This is a genomic window from Streptomyces sp. NRRL F-6676 (genome assembly GCF_000725625.1).
Classification (GTDB): domain Bacteria; phylum Actinomycetota; class Actinomycetes; order Streptomycetales; family Streptomycetaceae; genus Streptomyces.
The window spans coordinates 307,285-324,210 of sequence record NZ_JOHS01000008.1 but is presented as its reverse complement, the minus strand read 5'-3'; the positions used below and the strand labels follow the sequence as shown (position 1 = coordinate 324,210).

16 protein-coding genes are annotated in these 16,926 nt (G+C 72.6%); 7 read left to right on the top strand and 9 right to left on the bottom strand.

Annotated features, from left to right (window positions below; all coding sequences use genetic code 11):
• Positions 1-42: 42 nt before the first annotated feature.
• The 3 genes from IO29_RS08200 to IO29_RS08190 all read left to right on the top strand — a co-directional run bounded on the left by IO29_RS08200 (position 43) and on the right by IO29_RS08190 (position 2,644).
• Complete coding sequence (locus IO29_RS08200) at positions 43-399, top strand: hypothetical protein (protein WP_030378065.1); 357 nt, start codon at positions 43-45, stop codon at positions 397-399.
• 180 nt (positions 400-579) lie between these two features.
• Positions 580-2,277, top strand: a complete 1,698-nt coding sequence (gene ctaD / locus IO29_RS08195) for an aa3-type cytochrome oxidase subunit I (protein WP_078618103.1) — start codon at positions 580-582, stop codon at positions 2,275-2,277.
• The gene (locus IO29_RS08190) at positions 2,270-2,644 is read left to right on the top strand and encodes a hypothetical protein (RefSeq protein WP_030378063.1); all 375 of its coding nucleotides are present in this window, start codon (positions 2,270-2,272) and stop codon (positions 2,642-2,644) included. Before ctaD ends, IO29_RS08190 begins: the two co-directional genes overlap by 8 nt.
• A gap of 176 nt (positions 2,645-2,820) precedes the next feature.
• Here IO29_RS08190 and IO29_RS08185 read toward each other — a convergent pair whose 3' ends face one another.
• The 4 genes from IO29_RS08185 to IO29_RS38835 form a co-directional block, all read right to left on the bottom strand.
• Entirely contained in the window at positions 2,821-4,449 is a 1,629-nt protein-coding gene (locus tag IO29_RS08185) for a phytoene desaturase family protein (protein ID WP_030378062.1), read from the bottom strand.
• Positions 4,450-4,495: 46 nt separating this feature from the next.
• Positions 4,496-4,972, bottom strand: a complete 477-nt coding sequence (locus tag IO29_RS08180; RefSeq protein ID WP_030378061.1) for an SRPBCC family protein — start codon at positions 4,970-4,972, stop codon at positions 4,496-4,498.
• A gap of 94 nt (positions 4,973-5,066) precedes the next feature.
• Positions 5,067-5,939 (bottom strand): SDR family oxidoreductase, encoded by an 873-nt coding sequence (locus tag IO29_RS08175; RefSeq protein ID WP_030378060.1) that lies wholly within the window; start codon positions 5,937-5,939, stop codon positions 5,067-5,069.
• Between the two features lie 91 nt (positions 5,940-6,030).
• Positions 6,031-6,492, bottom strand: coding sequence for a hypothetical protein (locus IO29_RS38835; protein WP_199806841.1), 462 nt, complete (start codon positions 6,490-6,492; stop codon positions 6,031-6,033).
• 224 nt (positions 6,493-6,716) lie between these two features.
• On the opposite strand from IO29_RS38835, the gene IO29_RS08165 reads away from it, so the two are divergent.
• Positions 6,717-8,771 (top strand): SpoIIE family protein phosphatase, encoded by a 2,055-nt coding sequence (locus tag IO29_RS08165; RefSeq protein ID WP_030378058.1) that lies wholly within the window; start codon positions 6,717-6,719, stop codon positions 8,769-8,771.
• 55 nt (positions 8,772-8,826) lie between these two features.
• On the opposite strand, the gene IO29_RS08160 is transcribed toward IO29_RS08165, so the two are convergent.
• From IO29_RS08160 to IO29_RS08145, 4 genes are all read right to left on the bottom strand, one after another.
• Complete coding sequence (locus tag IO29_RS08160; protein WP_030378057.1) at positions 8,827-10,029, bottom strand: glycoside hydrolase family 64 protein; 1,203 nt, start codon at positions 10,027-10,029, stop codon at positions 8,827-8,829.
• Positions 10,030-10,169: 140 nt separating this feature from the next.
• On the bottom strand, positions 10,170-11,465 hold the full coding sequence (locus tag IO29_RS08155; protein ID WP_030378056.1) for a glycoside hydrolase family 16 protein: 1,296 nt from the start codon (positions 11,463-11,465) through the stop codon (positions 10,170-10,172).
• A gap of 536 nt (positions 11,466-12,001) precedes the next feature.
• Positions 12,002-12,280, bottom strand: a complete 279-nt coding sequence (locus IO29_RS08150) for a GlsB/YeaQ/YmgE family stress response membrane protein (protein WP_030378055.1) — start codon at positions 12,278-12,280, stop codon at positions 12,002-12,004.
• Between the two features lie 217 nt (positions 12,281-12,497).
• Complete coding sequence (locus IO29_RS08145; RefSeq protein WP_030378054.1) at positions 12,498-13,037, bottom strand: hypothetical protein; 540 nt, start codon at positions 13,035-13,037, stop codon at positions 12,498-12,500.
• A gap of 326 nt (positions 13,038-13,363) precedes the next feature.
• Here IO29_RS08145 and IO29_RS08140 point away from each other — a divergent pair, with 326 nt between their 5' ends.
• Positions 13,364-13,594 (top strand): DUF397 domain-containing protein, encoded by a 231-nt coding sequence (locus tag IO29_RS08140; protein ID WP_033225643.1) that lies wholly within the window; start codon positions 13,364-13,366, stop codon positions 13,592-13,594.
• A 190-nt stretch (positions 13,595-13,784) separates the two neighbouring features.
• Positions 13,785-14,705, top strand: coding sequence for a helix-turn-helix domain-containing protein (locus IO29_RS08135; protein WP_030378052.1), 921 nt, complete (start codon positions 13,785-13,787; stop codon positions 14,703-14,705).
• 75 nt (positions 14,706-14,780) lie between these two features.
• On the opposite strand, the gene IO29_RS08130 is transcribed toward IO29_RS08135, so the two are convergent.
• Positions 14,781-15,599 carry an SAM-dependent methyltransferase gene (locus IO29_RS08130; protein ID WP_030378051.1) on the bottom strand — a complete coding sequence of 273 codons (819 nt, stop codon included), beginning with the start codon at positions 15,597-15,599 and terminating at the stop codon, positions 14,781-14,783.
• Between the two features lie 191 nt (positions 15,600-15,790).
• Here IO29_RS08130 and IO29_RS08125 point away from each other — a divergent pair, with 191 nt between their 5' ends.
• Positions 15,791-16,918: a PP2C family protein-serine/threonine phosphatase gene (locus IO29_RS08125; RefSeq protein WP_030378050.1), complete on the top strand. Its 1,128-nt coding sequence runs from the start codon at positions 15,791-15,793 to the stop codon at positions 16,916-16,918.
• The last annotated feature ends 8 nt before the right edge of the window (positions 16,919-16,926 follow it).

Below are 16,926 nucleotides of genomic sequence, written 5' to 3'. Positions count from 1 at the left end.
GGCCCCGTCCCCCGTGCGGCGCCCTGCCCCTACGCTCTCCCCATGAAGCAGACGGAGATCATCCTGCGGGCCATCGGCGTGCTGACCGAGACGAACGCGCTGACGCGCCGGATCGCCCAGGACCAGGACGCGGAGCTGGACCCGGCGGAGAGCCAGCTCGGCTCGCTGGTGACGGAGGTCTTCCCGACGGTGGAGGTGCCCGCGGACGCGGGGCCCACGGAGGCCGGGCAGGCGGTCGCGGACGCGTATCTGCCGGCGGCCATCTCGCTGGTGGGGGCGTTCGCCTTTCTGTTCTCCGAACTGGCGGAGGTCCATGACGCGGGCCGGACGGACGTCACGACGGCGTCGCTGCTCCAGGACCTGGCGCTGCGGCTGTCGCGGGCGACGGACGAGTCCTAGGAGGTCCCCGGCCCCGTCCGTTGGGCCTTTCGGGTGGATTAGCGGCGGCGGGGCGCCCATTGGGGGCAATGAACGGCCCGGCGCCCCCGGACGCACGGAGAGGATGCGACTTGTGGTGCCCGGGGCTTCGCCCCGGCGCCCGCGCAGGTCTCCCTGGCGTCCCACGAGAGCAAGCCGCCGATGACACACACCGAGCAAGCCGGGCAGGTCACGTCTGTCCCGGGCGAGTCCGCATCCCCTCCCCGCCCGCGTGCCGGCGCGGTGGTGGTGAAGTGGCTGACGACGACCGACCACAAGACCATCGGCTCCCTCTACCTGATCACGTCGTTCGCGTTCTTCCTGCTCGGCGGGGTGATGGCCCTCTTCCTCCGCATCGAACTGGCCCGCCCCGGGCTGCAACTCCTGTCCAACGAGCAGTACAACCAGGCGTTCACGATGCACGGCACCGTGATGCTGCTGATGTTCGCGACCCCGCTCTTCGCCGGCTTCACCAACTGGATCATGCCGCTTCAGATCGGCGCGCCCGACGTGGCGTTCCCCCGGCTGAACATGCTGGCCTACTGGTTCTATCTGTTCGGTTCGCTCATCGCGGTCGGCGGCTTCCTGACCCCGGACGGCGCCGCTTCGTTCGGCTGGTTCGCCTACAGCCCGCTGACCGACATGGTGCACTCGCCGGGCGTCGGCCACGACATGTGGATCATGGGCCTGGGGCTGTCCGGCTTCGGCACCATCCTCGGCGCGGTCAACTTCATCACCACGATCATCTGCATGCGCGCCCCCGGCATGACGATGTTCCGGATGCCGATCTTCACCTGGAACATCCTGCTGACCAGCGTGCTGGTGCTGTTCGCCTTCCCGGTGCTGGCCGCCGCGCTGCTCACCCTGGAGGTCGACCGCAAGTTCGGGGCACACGTCTTCGAGGCCGCCAACGGCGGACCACTGCTGTGGCAGCACCTGTTCTGGTTCTTCGGGCATCCGGAGGTGTACATCATCGCGCTGCCGTTCTTCGGCATCGTGACGGAGGTGATCCCGGTCTTCGCCCGCAAGCCGATCTTCGGCTACATGGGCCTGGTCGGCGCGACCATCTCCATCACCGGGCTGTCCGTCAGCGTCTGGGCGCACCACATGTTCGTCACCGGCGGGGTGCTGCTGCCGTTCTTCTCGTTCATGAGCTTCCTGATCGCGGTGCCGACCGGGGTGAAGTTCTTCAACTGGATCGGCACGATGTGGAAGGGCTCGCTCACCTTCGAGACACCGATGCTGTGGGTGACGGGCTTCCTCGTCACCTTCCTCTTCGGCGGCCTGACCGGCGTCCTGCTCGCCTCTCCCCCGCTGGACTTCGAGGTGTCGGACTCCTACTTCGTCGTCGCGCACTTCCACTACGTCGTCTTCGGCACCGTCGTCTTCGCGATGTTCGCCGGATTCCACTTCTGGTGGCCGAAGTTCACCGGCAAGATGCTGGACGAGCGGCTGGGCAAGATGTCGTTCTGGATGCTCTTCGTGGGCTTCCACACCACGTTCCTGATCCAGCACTGGCTCGGTGTGGAGGGCATGCCGCGCCGGTACGCCGACTATCTCGCGGCGGACGGCTTCACCTGGCTCAACACCATCTCCACCATCGGCTCGTTCCTGCTCGGTCTGTCGATGCTGCCGTTCCTCTACAACGTCTGGCGCACGGCCCACTACGGCAAGCCGGTGGGCGTGCCCGACCCGTGGGGGTACGGCCGTTCGCTGGAGTGGGCGACCTCCTGTCCGCCGCCGCGGCACAACTTCGAGTGCCTGCCGCTGATCCGTTCCGAGTCCCCGGCCTTCGATCTGCACCACCGGGACATCGCGGTGCAGGAGATCGAACCCGAGACCGGCCGCCCCCGTGTCTGAACGGAACACGGAGGGGGAGACGAGGCCGGGCCCGGCGCACGACGACGGGCCCGGCCTCGTCGACCAGGTGGAGGGGTATCTGCTGTGGCAGGCGCGGGTGGCCGAGGCCGAGGACCGCGCCCGTGTCTTCGCCGCGCCCCTGGAGTGGCTGACGACGGCGCAGCGGACCGAGATCGAGCACCGGTACACCGGCGACTGCCTGGCCCGGGCCCGGGGCGATCTTCAGCGCATCGCCCGGCGGATCACGGCCATCCGTCAAGAGTACGAGGAGCGCTACCGGCAGCTGCGGGTGCGGTGCGTCGCCGCGGCGGTCTCGTTCGCGGCCCTCGCCCTGGTCGCCGCCGTCGTCCTGCGCTGCCTGCCGTGACGGCGCGGCCCCGCCGCGCAGGACGGACAGGGCCGGCCCCGATGCGGATGGTGGGCCGGCCCCGTTCGCCGGGATCATTGTGACCTTGTCGCACCGGTCCGGGGCAAGAGGTGCGCAAGGAAGCTCCTGTCACCTGTTTCACACCCCGGGTGCGCCTCGCGCGCCCCGCGCGCGGTTCAGTCCGCGCGCTCGACCCTCCCCTTGCGGTTGCGCCGGGTCAGGACGCGTTCGAGACGGGTCAGCGGCGTGGGCGCGTACTGGCGCAGCGCGGCGCGGGCGGCGTTCGCGCCGGGGGCGCCGTGCACCCCGCCGCCCGGGTGGGCGCTCGCGGAGGCCAGATAGAGCCGCCCGACCGGGGTCTCCGCGCGGCCCGTGCCGGGGATGGGGCGGAAGACGAGCTGCTGGTGCATGGCGGTGGTGCCGCCGTTGATGGCGCCGTCCTGGAGGTTGGCGTCCATCGACTGAAGGGTCGGCGGCGCCAGGATCCGCCGGGCGCGGATCAGTGACCGGAAACCGGGGGCGAAGCGCTCCACGCGCCGTTCGACGCGGTCGGCCATGAGCTGCTGTTCCCTGGCGTCCCAGGCGCCCGTCAACCCCTCGTCCCCGGCGTCGCCCGTGACCAGGTGCGGCACATGGGTGTAGGCCCAGGCGGACTCGGTGCCCCGGGGGGAGCGCGGCGGATCGCTGGTGGTCATCTGGCCGAACACGCAGAACGGCCGGTCGGGGATCAGCTTCCTGGCGATCTGGGCGGCGAACCGGGTCAGCTCGTCGATGCCGTCCGCGAGATGCACGGTGCCCGCCAGGGACGCCGCCTCCTGCGCCCACGGCACGGGTCCGTCCAGCGCCCAGTCGACCTTGAAGGTGGCGAAGTCCCACTGGAACCGCCGCAGATCGTCCATGAGCTGCGCGGGAAGGTGCTCGGGCTCCACCAGTCCGCCGTAGAGGGCGGGGGCCGCCACATCGGCCAGTACGGCACGGTGGGCCCCCACCGTCTCGCCGCCGGCCGTACGCACCGCGACCGCCCGGCCGCCGCGGACGACGATCCGTTCGACGCGCTCTCCGCACCGCAGGGTGCCGCCGTGCTGCCGCAGCCTGCGCACCAGCGCGTCGGTGAGGGCGCCCGAACCACCGGCGGGCACGGGGAAGCCGTACGTCTGGCCGAGCATCGTCATCAGCCAGCCGAAGCCGCCGCTGCCCGCGGACTCGGGGGCGAGGTCGGCGTGCAGGGCGTTGCCCGCCAGCAGCAGTCCGCCGCCCTCGCCGCGGAACTCCTCCTCCCCCAGCCGGCGCACCGGCAGCACCAGGGAGCGGGCCAGCCGCAGTCCGCCCGCCCCGCGCAGCCGCAGCGCCAGCCTGGCGCCCGCGCGGACCGGCGGGAACGGGGTGAACAGGGCGTCCAGCAGATCGGGTCGGACGCGTTCCCACACGGAGGTCAGCTCGCGCCAGGCGTCCCCGTCGCCGTCGGCGAAGGTGTCCAGGGAGGCGGCGGTGTCGTCGACGTTGCGGCCCAGCACGGCGCACCTGCCGTCGCTGCGCGGGTGGGCCAGTACGCGGGGCGCGTGCGCCCAGCGCAGCCCGTGACGCTCCAGTTCCAGGCCGGCGATGACCGGCGAGGCGGCGGCCAGCGGGTAGAAGGAGCTGAACAGGTCGTTGACGAAGTCGGGGTGCACGTTCCGGTCGTGCCGGACGGCACCGCCGGGTTCGTCCTGCTCCTCCAGGACCTCCACGCTCCAGCCGGCGTCGGCGAGCAGATTGGCGGCGACCAGGCCGTTGGGGCCCGCGCCGATCACCACGGCGTCCGGCATGACCGCCTCCTCGTCCGCCGCGTCGCCCGGCCGTTCCCCGTGCGGCTCATGAGGCCGTCGTCCTCTCGGCGCGGGCCCCGTCGATCTCGTCGCCCGTCTGCTCGCAGACCTTCGCGAGCCTGGCCAGCATCGGGCGGTGGCGCAGCTGGATGACCGTCTCGACGGCCATGTTGTGCACGGCACGGCCGGCGCCCTGGAGGGGGTGTTCGTCGACGATCACCAGGGTGTACTCGCCCCAGGAGCGCAGCTCGATGGCGATGCGGGCGGTGCCGAGCGGTCCGGCGTGCGCCTCCAGTTCCAGGACGCTGCCCTCGACGCACCGCCGAACCACCGTCTCGTTGGTGAACGTCAGCGGGCCGAGGCGGACCTCGTACCTGAGCGCGGAGTCCAGCTCGGGCCAGTCGCCACGCACGGGTGTGGAGGACGACGTCCCGACGACCCATTCGGCGTACCGGGCGCCGTCGGCCAGCACGGTCCAGACGTGCTCCGGTGCGGTCTTGATCAGCCGGTGGCGTACGGCCACGGACACCTCCGCGAGGCTCGGGTGTGCCGGTGGCACACGGTGGTCGGACGCCGGGTTCCCGCGCGGCCGTCGTTGAACCGTGCGCGGTCGGGCCTCACTCGGCGGCGGTGCGGTCGGCGCGGCCGCCACCGCCGAGCAGGCCCGTCGGGCGCAGGTCCTGGCGGGCGGCCGTCCGGGGCAGTTGCCGGCGTGTGGCGCGGAGCACGACCGGGGGCACCGCCGCGCGCACCAGCTGCACCGCGCGCAGCCAGCCCGGTACGTACACGGCGGTGCGCCGGCGCTCGACGGCGTCGGCCAGCCGGACGGCGACCGTCCGGGCCGGGGTGATCCGGTGGGCCGGCGGGGGCATGTGGGTGCGCAGCTCGTGCAGGGCGGCGTAGTGCTCGCCGTCGCGGATCATGTCGGTGTCGGTCCAGCCGAGGTAGGCGATGCCCACCGCCACGCCGTGGCGGGCCAGTTCCGCACCCAGGGAGTGGGCGAGGGCCTCGGCGCCGGCCTTCGAGGCGCAGTAGGCGCTCATCATGGGGGCCGCGCCGATCGAGGCGAGCGAGCCGATCTGGAGGTGGTAGCCGGCGGTGCGCAGCAGGTCGGGGAGGAAGGCGTGGGCGGTGTTGGCGCTGCCGGTGAGGTTGACGTCGATGATGCGGCGCCAGTGGGCGGGGTCGGTGTCGAGGAAGGCGCCGGCCTCGGCGACGGCGGCGTTGGCGACGACGGCGGAGGGTGGGCCGAGGCTGCGGCGGATCTCCTCCGCGGCGGTGACCAGGGCCGCGGTGTCGGTGACGTCCGTCTCGCGGGCCAGGGCGGGGGTGGGGAGTTCGGCGGCCAGCCGCTCCAGTGCGGCGCGCTCGTGGCCGAGGAGGGCGAGGCGGGCGCCGCGGTGGGCGAGCTCGCGGGCGAGTTCGGCGCCGATGCCGCGGGCGGCGCCGGTGACCACGACGGTGCGGTCGGTGAGGGGGCTGTCTGGCACGGTGTCTCCCGGAGGGCCGGTGTCGTCGGCCCTCCGGGTGTCCGGGTACGGGTGGGGGTAACGTCGGCGAGGCCGAGCGGGGAGGCCGCGCTTACGTCGTGCGCGGTGTTCCCGGCGCGGCGAAGCCGCTGGGTGCCGGCCCTGTCCTGGCGCCCCGCGTGGCCGCGCGGCCGACCACCCTCGCGTGGGTCATCAGGGGGGCGCAGCGTTCGCAGACCTCGGCCAGCGTCCAGACACGGCCGACCGCGGGGTTGTGGCGCAGTACCAGCAGGACCGTGCCGCCGCACAGGACCTTCGTGCCCTGGTGGGCGGAGCACTGCTGGACCCGGCACTGGCAGGACGCGTCGCCGCGTACCGTCGCCGCCTTGGCGTGGGCGGCGGCGTGGGCCTCGGCGAAGCGGCGCAGGGCGGTGACGTCGCGGGAGCGGGGCGGCATCCGGCAGGCGGCGCTGCATACGACGGAGGCGGACCGGTCGCTGTGGCCGGTGACCCGGACCGTCCAGATCCGTCCGGGACGGCGGGCTGCGGGGACCTCTGGATGTGCGAGTGCCACGGGCGGGTTTCCTTCGTGTGTGTGGGGGGCTGCTGCCGTGGGGACGGCGGGCGCCTCGGTCAGGGCGCACTGATATCCCTACCCGCCCGGACACCGGTTCCTGCCTCCCGACCCGCCGGGCTTCGCTCCCCGGTGTTGCCCCGGCGGCCGTCCTGTGACGTAATCGGATGACCCGCACGGGAGATCTTGGCGGTGCCCTTGCCGCGCCGGAAGGAGCGGCGGAGATGCGTGTGTATCCGGACTCGGCCGGCGACGAGATGCCCGCGGCGCCGGGCGCGCTGCTCGATCTGCTGCGGGTCGCGGCGGTCGTGCTGGACGCCGAGGGGCACATCGTGCTGTGGAGCCCGGAGGCCGAACGCCTGCTCGGGTACACGGCGGAGGAGGCCCTGGGGCAGCGCGCCGACCACTTCCTGGTGTCGGCCGCGCAGCGCGACCGGGGCCGTGCGCTGTTCGCGCAGGTCCGCTCCGGCGACCGCTGGGCGGGCGTGTTCCCGCTGTGCCACAAGGACGGCACCGAGCATCCGGTGGAGTTCCGCACCATGCGGCTGGACGACAGCCGGGGCCAGGTCCACATGCTGGGCCTGGCCACCGACGCCCGTACCGTGCGGGGCGTGGAGCGGGACCTGGCGCTCTCCCACATCCTCGTCAACCAGACCCCGGTCGGGATCGCGGTGTTCGACACCCGGCTGCGGTGGGTGGGGTGCAACCCGGCGCTCGAACGGCTCAACGGACTGTCCGAGGCGGCGGTGGTGGGCCGCAGGGTCGCCGACGTGCTGCCGGGGCTCGACGCGCGGACCATCGAGGCCCGGATGCGGCGCGTGCTGGAGACGGGCGAGCCGCTGCTCGACCAGCAGACGATCGGGTTCACGGCGGCCGGCACCGGCGAGCGCGCGTTCTCGGAGTCGTACCACCGCATCGCGGACGCGCGCGGCCGGGTGCTGGGGATCGCCATGGCGATCATCGACGTGACCGAGCGGCAGCAGGCGGCCTCCGAGGTGGTGCGGGCGCGGGAGCAGCTCGCGGTGATCGCGGACGCGGGGGCGCGGATCGGCAGCACGCTCGATCTGTGGCAGACGGCCCGGGAGCTGGCCGATGTGACGGTGCCGCATCTGGCGGACCTGGCCGCCGTGGACGTCCTGGAGTCGGTGGTCGCGCACGGGATCGTCGCGCCCGTCATGGCGGACACGCATGTCGAGTTCCGGGCGCTGGCCGTCGCCTCCGGGTACGCCACCGACGCGATCCGGGCCGCCGACCCGGTCGGGCAGCTGGCCGTCTACAGTCCCTCGCGGCTGATCACCGAGTGCGTGCGCGAGGCGGAGCCGTGCCGGGTCGAGCACGTCGACGCGGCGGTGATGCGGCGCATCGCCCGGGACGCGCACGCCGCCCAGGCCCTGCGCGAGGCCGGGGTGCACAGCTATCTGGCGGTGCCGCTGCGGGCCCGCGGCGAGGTGCTGGGCACGCTGAGCCTGCTGCGCACCCGCAACGAGCGGCCGTTCGACGACGGCGACCAGGTCCTCGCCTGCGAACTCGCCGCCCGCGCCGCCATGTGCATCGACAACGCGCGGCTGTACGGGCGGGAGCGCACCGCCGCGCTCACGCTCCAGCGCAGCCTGCTGCCGACCGCGCCCGCCCGGCACGAGGGACTCGACATCGCGGCCCGCTATCTGCCGGCCCTCAGCGAGGTCGGCGGCGACTGGTACGACGTCCTGCCGCTCGGCCCGGGGCGGACCGCGCTCGTCGTCGGCGACGTGATGGGCAAGGGCGTGCAGGCGGCGGCGATCATGGGGCAGTTGAGCACGGCCACCCGGGCGCTGGCCCGCCTGGATCTGCCGCCCGCCGAACTCCTCGGCCACCTCGACGACATCATGGGCTCGCTCGGCGACACCATCGCCACCTGTCTGTACGCGGTGTGCGATCTGCGCCGGGGCCGGTGCGTGCTGTCCAGCGCCGGCCATCTGCCGCCGGTGCTGCTGCTGCCCGACGGGGAGGCCGAACTCGTGGACGTGCCGCCCGGGGTGCCGCTCGGGGTCGGCGGCGTCGGCGGGGTCGGCTTCGGCACCGTGGAGGTCGAACTGGCGCCGGGGGCCCTGCTCGCCCTCTACACCGACGGGCTGGTGGAGAACCGGGGCGAGCCGATCGACGCGGGTCTGACGGCCCTGACCCGGCTGCTGCGGGGCTGCCGGCTGCCCCTGGAGCGGATCGGGGACATGCTGCTCGGTGCGCTGCGCCCCGAACCGGACGACGACGTGGCCCTGGTGCTGGTGCGTACGCGCGCGTGAGGGGCCCGACGCACCTCGGGCCCCTCACGTGCCGGCTGTCCCCGGGGAGCTGCTCCTACAGACCGGTCAGGGTCAGCCGGATCCCGGTGGGCGCCGTGTCCTGGATGTACGAGGCGAAGTCGGCGACGTCGTCGAAGGCGAAGCCGTACGCCTTGCCGTCCTCCGTGGCCGCGTGGATCGCCTTGGAGTAGTGGTTGGTCAGGTCGCCCTGGTAGAAGTCGGCGGCGCTCGTCGTCGGCTGGGCGGCCGTGCTGACCAGCGTGGAGCGGTTGAACGCGGCACCGAGGACGGCGGCCACGGGGCCGGTGGTGCCGTCGTTGGGGGCGGCCAGGGCGCCGTCGCAGAACAGCACGTCACGCGTGGACGGCTTGGCGAAGGAGACCGGGGCGGGCCCGCTGAAGGTGAGCTGGTCGCCGCGGACCCGGCCGGTGAACGTGCCCGCGTTGGTGGTGACCTTCAGGTCCTTGCCGGTGTACAGGCTCCACGCCTGGTCGATGTAGGGCGCGAAGTAGTCCTTGGCGAACAGCCCCGCGTCCAGGCCGTGGCCCGGAGCGATGATCCGGGTGTCGTCCACGACCAGCTTGGAGAACTCGGCCACCTGCTTGACGGCGGCGAACGCGGCGGCCCGCCCGCCGCTGCGCACGGTGCCGGTCGTCTGGTCCTTGGCGCCGGTGAGCCGGATGCTCATCGGCACGCTGAACATGTCGACCATGGTGGTGTTGCAGAACATGCCGGAGGCGTTGTACGTGAACTCCGCGCAGTCGTGCAGCACCTTGTAGTTGGGGTCGGAGGTGACCCAGCCGGCCGGGTATTGCAGGGCCGGGTTGCCGTTGCCGTCGGCGACGGCCTTGAACTTCAGCTTCTCACCGAGCGCGACGTAGATGCGGCCGGACATGTACGGCAGGGACAGCTTGGTCTCGCCGCTGCTCGCCAGGGTGATGGCGTAGTCGGTGAAGCCGTCGGCGCCGTTGTCGGAGAGCGCGATCGGGGCGAGCGTGCCGTCCGGGGTGACACGGACCTGCTTCCCGTCCTGGTTGCCGACGATGTACACGTGCACGGAGACGTTGGAGTACTCGCCGGTGCTGTTGACGATCGTCAGCGGCAGCGCGCCGGCCGCGGTGGTCCTCGCCTTCTCGTCGGCCGGCCCGGCCAGGGCGTACGGGGCGACGGCGGCGATCGCCGGGATGCCGACGGCGGCGCCGCCGATACCGAAAAGGATCTTGCGGCGGGTGAGGTTGCGCTGGTGGCGGGGGCTCATGTGCGGTGCTCCTCGGTGCGGGTGGGGGTGGGGACGTGCGTGGGGGTGTGAGCGGAGGGGTGGGTGTGGGCGTGGGTGCGGGTGGGTGCCCGGGCCTTCCGGCCGGTCGGGCGATCGGCCCGGTCAGGCCACCGGCCCGGTCAGGCCACCGTCCACTTCTGGTTGGCGGTGCCGGCGCAGGTCCAGATCTGTAGCCGGGTGCCGTCGGCGGAGGAGTTGCCGGTGGCGTCCAGGCACTTGTTCGCGCCCACGTTGGTGAGGTCCTTGGCGGAGGTGTACGTCCACTGCTGGGCCTTGGTGCCGTTGCAGGTGTAGAGCTGCACGGGGGTGCCGTCGGCGGTGCCGCCGCCGCGGACGTCCAGGCACTTGCCCAGGGCGCGGACGGTGCCGTCGCTGCCGAGGGTCCACTTCTGGGCGTCGACGCCGGTGCAGTTGTGCAGCTGGATGGGGGTGCTGTCGGCGCTGGAGCCGCCGGCCACGTCGACGCACATACCGCCGATTCCCTTGATGGCGCCGGTCTTCGTGCCGGTCCCGCCGCCGCTGCCGCCGCCCGTGGTGCTGCCGCTGTCGGAGGCGCTGACGTGGACGTAGTCGATCACCATGGTCTGCGGGAGCGAGGTGTTGCCGTCCGGGCTGCCGGGCCAGTCACCGCCGACGGCGAGGTTGAGGATCATGAAGAACGGGTGGTCGTAGACCCACTTGTTGCCGTTGACGTCGGCCGGGGTGCGGGTCTCGTAGACCTTGCCGTCCACCGACCAGGCGATGCTGTCCGGCTTCCAGTCGACGGCGAAGGTGTGGAAGTCGTCGGCGAAGGCCTTGCCGTCGGGGAGGGTGTAGCCGGCGCCGATGCCGCCCGCGCCGGAGTAGCCGGGGCCGTGGATGGTGCCGTGGACCGTGCCCGGCTCCTTGCCGATGTTCTCCATGATGTCGATCTCGCCACTGCCCGGCCAGCCCGCGCTGCCGAGGTCGTCACCGAGCATCCAGAAGGCCGGCCACATGCCCTGGCCGCGCGGGATCTTGATGCGGGCCTCGAAGTGGCCGTACGCCTGCGTGAACGTCTTGGCGGTGTTCAGCCGGGCCGAGGTGTACTGACAGGTGCCGTACCAGCACTGCAATCCGGAGTCGCTGTTCTTGCGGGCGGTGATGACCAGGTGGCCGTCGCCGTCCAGGGACGCGTTGCTCGTGCTGTTCGTGTAGTACTGCAACTCGTGGTTGCCGTTGCCCGAACCGCCGGTCTCGAGCGTCCACTTGGAGGAGTCGGGGGCCTTGCCGGCCGCGCCGTCGAAGTCGTCGGACCAGGAGACCGCGGCGGGGGCGGCGTCGGCCCTGTTGGCACCGGAGGTCGTCGTCATGATGACGAGCGTGGTCACGAGGGCGGCCGCGGTCAGGACGAGCAGTCCTCCGAGCGACCATCGGCGTGCGCGATGAGCAGCCATGGCTGAACACACCTTGTCTTGTGGGGAGTCGGGTGCCGCGGGGTCCGGTCCGGTGTGGCGCGCCCATGGGGTGAGAGCGCTCTCAGCACGGCCGGAAGCCGTCGGCGGGTTCCCGATGCTACGCAGGACGGCCGCGCGGGCCAACTCCCCCGCGAGGAGCGCAAACCGCTCTGACCTGGGGCTTTGCGAGGACGGTAGGGCCGACGAGGAGGGCTTAACCGGCGTTTAAGCCGCGCTTAAGAAGCGCCGTCCGGCCGCCCGGGGGCGAGGTGTCCGGAGTGCGCCGGAGGATGCGGTTTCGGACGCACGCGGCGCGCCCCCTCCGTGCAGACGATGCCGTCCGCCGTGGCGGGGCGGGGTGAGGCGGGCGAGGAAGCCGTTCGCCCGCGACTCCGCGAGCGCCCGCACCCGCGCCCTCACCTACAAGGGGCCCCGTCGGCAACGCGCATGTCACCATGCGGCGTTGACGCGGGGCCCCTTGTCGACAAGGCCGGCGGTGCGCGGCCGGCCCGTTCGGCCGGTGCGGCACCGACGGATCAGGCGTGCCGGTGCGAGCGGCGGTCACCGGTGACGAGGCGGTAGAGCACGAGCAGGATCAGCGAGCCGACGATGGCGGCGATCCACGTCGACAGTTCGAAGAAGCCGTCGATCGAGTCGACGCCGAAGATGACCTTGCCGAGCCAGCCGCCCAGCAGACCGCCGGCGATGCCGATCAGCATGGTGATGATGATGCCGCCCGGGTCCTTGCCCGGCAGCAGCAGCTTGGCGATGGCGCCGGCGATGAGACCGATCAGGATCCACGCGATGATGCCCATGGAGTCCTCCACTTCCTGAATGGGATGTACATGCCGTCGCATGTGCGTTCCTCATCCGTCTGCGCCGTGAAGGCCGTCGCAAACCAACCATCTGTGCCGACGCCGGGTTCCCGGAAGCTCCTTCCCCCGAGGGCTTCGTACGGGAACCCGGCGCCGGGGTGCTCCGGGGGCCCTCCCCCGCGGGGCCCGGCCGGAGCGGTGGCGGCGCCGCCCGGGGTCACGCCCGGAGCGTGCGGGCGAGCGCCGTGGCCGCGGTGGTGAGTTCCGGGTCGTTCTCGGTGAGCAGCGGGCCGAGGAGGTGCCGGTCGGCCCGGACCGCCCGGCGTGCCTGCCGCTCCCAGCCGACCCAGTCCTCGCCCTGGTGGAGCAGTTTCGGGTACGAGGCGGCCGTCAGCTCCCACTGGCGGGCCTCGGCGATGTTCCTGAGCAGTTCGACGACGCCGGCCCGGCACGTGACGTGCGGGAGGCGGGCGATCTCCCAGAGGAAGGGCACCGTGGGCGCGGTGGCCTGTTCGACCACGAAGCCGTACTGGCAGATCCGCTCGCGCAGCTCGGCCAGGGCGGTGCGGGCCACGGGGTCGTCGCCCCAGGCCACGAGGTTCAGCAGGGGCGGGATGGCCGCCGCGGAGCCCCGGGAGTCCCGGATCCGGCCCCAGGGCACCCGGGCGACGTTTCTGAGCGGTGCCGTCACGTCCGCCGCGGCCGGTGTCGTCGGCCGGGGCTCCACTGAGGTCTGCTCGGTTGTAGCGGCACTCATGATGTCGGGCCCTTCCACGGCAGTCACGTCGGTTGTGCGGCGAAGCGGGTCGTACGCGGCGGTACGTGCGGGTCGGGGACCCGCACGGGGTGCGCGCTCCGCTCCGCTGCGACACGGCACATGCCTGATGTCACGTCAGATGACGGCGCCAGGGCGGGGGTTGACGCCGCTGCTATTATCCATGCCGAGAGTGACTTCGTGCAATTGCACGGGAAATTTCATAGAAGTTGGCCGGATGCGGTCCCCACCGCCCGGCCGGCGACCGCCCACGGGCCAGTGCCCGCGCGCGTTCCACGGAACGACGGAACATCAGCAAGGAGAGTGCGGTGCCCCACGTAGCCAATGGAGTGCAGGCAAGCTCGTTGGACGCCCGGTGGATCAAGAGCCGGCACAGCAACGCGGAGGGCAATTGCGTCGAAGTGGCCGCCCTGACCGACGGCGGCGTCGCGATGCGCAACTCCCGTGATCCCCACGGTCCGGCCCTGGTCTACACGCCCGCGGAGATCGCCGCGTTCCTGGCCGGCGCGAAGGAGGGGGAGTTCGACCACCTCGTGTGAGCGCCCGGCCCGGTGCGGGTCCGGTACGCGTCCGGCACGGCTCCGAGCCGCAACTCCCGGGAGTGCGCCCGCACTTCCGGGAGCCGCCGAAGCGGAGTCCGGCTCTGCCACTTCCGGCGTCCTCCGCTGCCGTCGCCGCCCGGGATGCGATAATGCAGTCCCGTACCCTGCCGGTCGACCGGGAGCCGAGATGTCCTCCACGCAGCACCGCGCCTCCCGTCTGGAACCGTATCTCGACCGGACCGAGCCCGCGCCGACGCTGCTGAAGATGCTGGTCGGCGTGCAGCTCACCGGCTTCCGGGAAGACGCCCGCCTGTCGCAGGAACAGGCGGCGCGCGCCCTGGGGTTCAGCCCCGCCAAGCTCTCCCGCATCGAGGCCGGCAAGGGCCGCCGCCCGCCCGCCGAGGCGGACGTGCGCGCACTGCTCGACCTGTACAAGGCCAACGAGTACGAGGCCTCGGTCCTGTTGAAGCTGCTGCGGCGCGCGGGCGAGCCCGGCTGGTGGCAGCGGTACGACAAGCGGCTGATGCCCGAGTGGTTCGACCGGCTGGTCGGCCTCCAGGAGGCGGCCGCCGCCATCCGTACGTTCGAGATCCAGTACGTACCGGGGCTGTTGCAGACCCCGGCCTACACCCGCGCGATCGTCGAGCGCGGGCTGCCGACCGCGCCGGCGAGCGAGGTGGAGCGCCGTGTGGAGCTGCGGACCCGCCGGAAGCGGCTGCTGGAGCGCCCGGAGGCACCGCAGTTCTGGGCGGTCCTGGACGAGTCGGTGGTGCTGCGTGTGCTGGGCAGCAAGGAGATCATGCGGGAGCAGCTGCTGCATCTGATCGAGATGGCCGGGCTGCCGAACGTGACGGTGCAGATCATCCCGCTGGACGTCACCCAGGCCTCCGCCCCGGCCATCCCCGTGACGTACCTGCGCTTCGGCGGCTCGCATCTGCCGGACGTCGTCTACCTGGAGCACATCAAGAGCGCCAACTACCTCGAGGACCGGGACGAGACGGAGGAGTACCGGCTCGCGCTCGACCGGCTGGCCGACGAGGCGCTCGACCCCCGGCAGTCCCTGGAACTGCTGCGCGAGACGGTGGAGAGCCGGTACCCGGCGTCCTGACCCGGCGAACCGCGTCCCGACCCGGCGGATCGCCGGACCGGAGCGGCCGGTTCCCGGCCTCCCGGCGGCCCCGGATCAGGGCACGCGCGCCACGCCGCCGAACTCGATCCATTCCTGTGTCTGCTGCCGGGGCGCCACCTCGGTGTCCGGGCGCCAGGTGGAGACCTCCACCAGCCCCGGCTCCAGGATCTCCAGCCCCTCGAACAGCTCGGCCACGTCCTGCTCCCGGCGCACCCGGCCCCAGTTGCCCTGCGTCGTGGTGTCCATGAAGTCGGTGACGAAGTTCCGTACCTCGGGGTCCTCGCTCACCAGCTGGCACATGACCAGGAGGCTGCCGGGCGCGAGCCGCTCCCGGACCCGGCGGGCGAGGGCGAGCGGGCCGTCGGTGTCGCTGTCCGGGATGCAGTGCATCACCGACACGAACAGCACACCCACCGGCTTGGAGAAGTCGATCAGACGCCGGGTGTCCGGGTGGGAGAAGATCCCCACCGTGTCCCGCATGTCCGCCTGGATGACGGCGGTGCGGTCGTTCTGGTCGAGCAGGGCGCGGCCGTGCACCAGCACCATCGGGTCGTTGTCGACGTACACCACCCGGGACTCGGGGTCGATGCGCTGGGCGACCTGGTGGACGTTGTCCTGGGTGGGCAGGCCGGAGCCGTGGTCGAGGAACTGCCGGATGCCGTAGTCCTCGGCGAGCACGCGGACCACGCGCTGGAGGAAGCGGCGGTTGTTCACGGCCAGCACGCGCGTGCTGGGCACGACCTTGTCGAGTTCCTCGACCGCCGCCCGGTCCGCCGCGTAGTTGTCCTTGCCCCCGAGGTAGTAGTCGTACATGCGCGCGGCCGTGGGCACCGTCGCGTCGATCTCCCTGGACAACTCCCTGCCAGGCTGCATTGGTTCCCCCAGAATCCGTACCGCGTGCGCGCTCAGCAGCAACAGACAGTACCGCGTCCGGAGCCGCTGTTCGACGGTTCCGCGAGGAACGGTCCCGGCCCGTACGGTCCCCGCGCGCCCGGGGTGCGCCGGGGGCGTGCGCGTAGGAGCGTAGGCGGGGAAGAGGAACCGGGCCGGCAGAGGGGAACGCCATGGACGGGCGGGTGGCGCTGCGCCGCGACCGCCGGGAGGAGCGGGGCTGGCTGCGCGGCGCCCCGCCGCCCCGGTCCGTGCGTCTGCTCCCGTTCGCCCTGCTGCTGGGCATCTGCCTGGCGGGGCTGGTCAGCGGGCATCCGCTGGACATCGGTTTCCTCCTCGGCGCGATTCCGCCCCTCGCCGTCCTGTCCTACGGACCGCTGGCGACCGCGGCCCTCGGCGGGGTGGCCGTCGCGCTGCTGTACGTCCCGGCCGTACGGCTCGATCACCCGGGCAACACCGATCTGCTGACCATCTGCTTCGTCGGCGTCCTCAGCGTCTTCGCCTCGCTGGTGCGCAGCCGCCGCGACGCCCACCTCGTCACCGTGCGCACGGTCGCGGAGGCCGCGCAGTTCGCCGTGCTGCCGCCGCTGCCGGAGCGGGTCGGTCCGGTGCGGTGCGCGGGTCTGTACCGGGCGGCCGAGCGAGAGGCGCTGGTCGGGGGCGACTTCTTCGACATCCGGGACAGCCCGTACGGGATCCGGGCGGTGGTGGGCGACGTCCAGGGACACGGTCTTTCGGCCGTCGGCACGGTGGTCTCGCTCCTCGGCGCGTTCCGGGAGGCGGTGCTCGACCGGCCCGACCTGCGGGACGTCGTGGCCCGGCTGGACCGCCGGCTGGTGACCGACACGGCGGGCACCGAGCACGCCGAGCTGTTCGCGACGGCGGTGCTGCTGGAGTTCTCCGCGGGGGCGCGCGAGGTGTGCGTGATGTGCTGCGGGCAGCCGCCGCCCCTGCTGCTGCGCGACGGGCGGGCGGTCGTGCTCGACGTGCCGGAGGCGCCGCCGCTCGGTCTCGGACTGGACGAGGGGGCGCCGGTGCCCGAGGGGGTACGGGTGCCGCTGCGCCCCGGCGACCGGCTGTTCGTGGTCACCGACGGGGTGACCGAGGCCCGGGACGCGGCGGGGCGGTTCTATCCGCTGGAGGAACGGCTCGCGGGCCTTGCGGGGGCGGGGATCGCGCCCGCGACGGCGGTCCGGCGGGTGTGGGCGGACCTCGGCCGGTTCGCCGCACGGCTCGACGACGACGTGACGATGCTGGTGCTGACGCCCGAGCCGCCGGGTCCGGGGGGCGCGAAGGCTTAGGGTCGGTG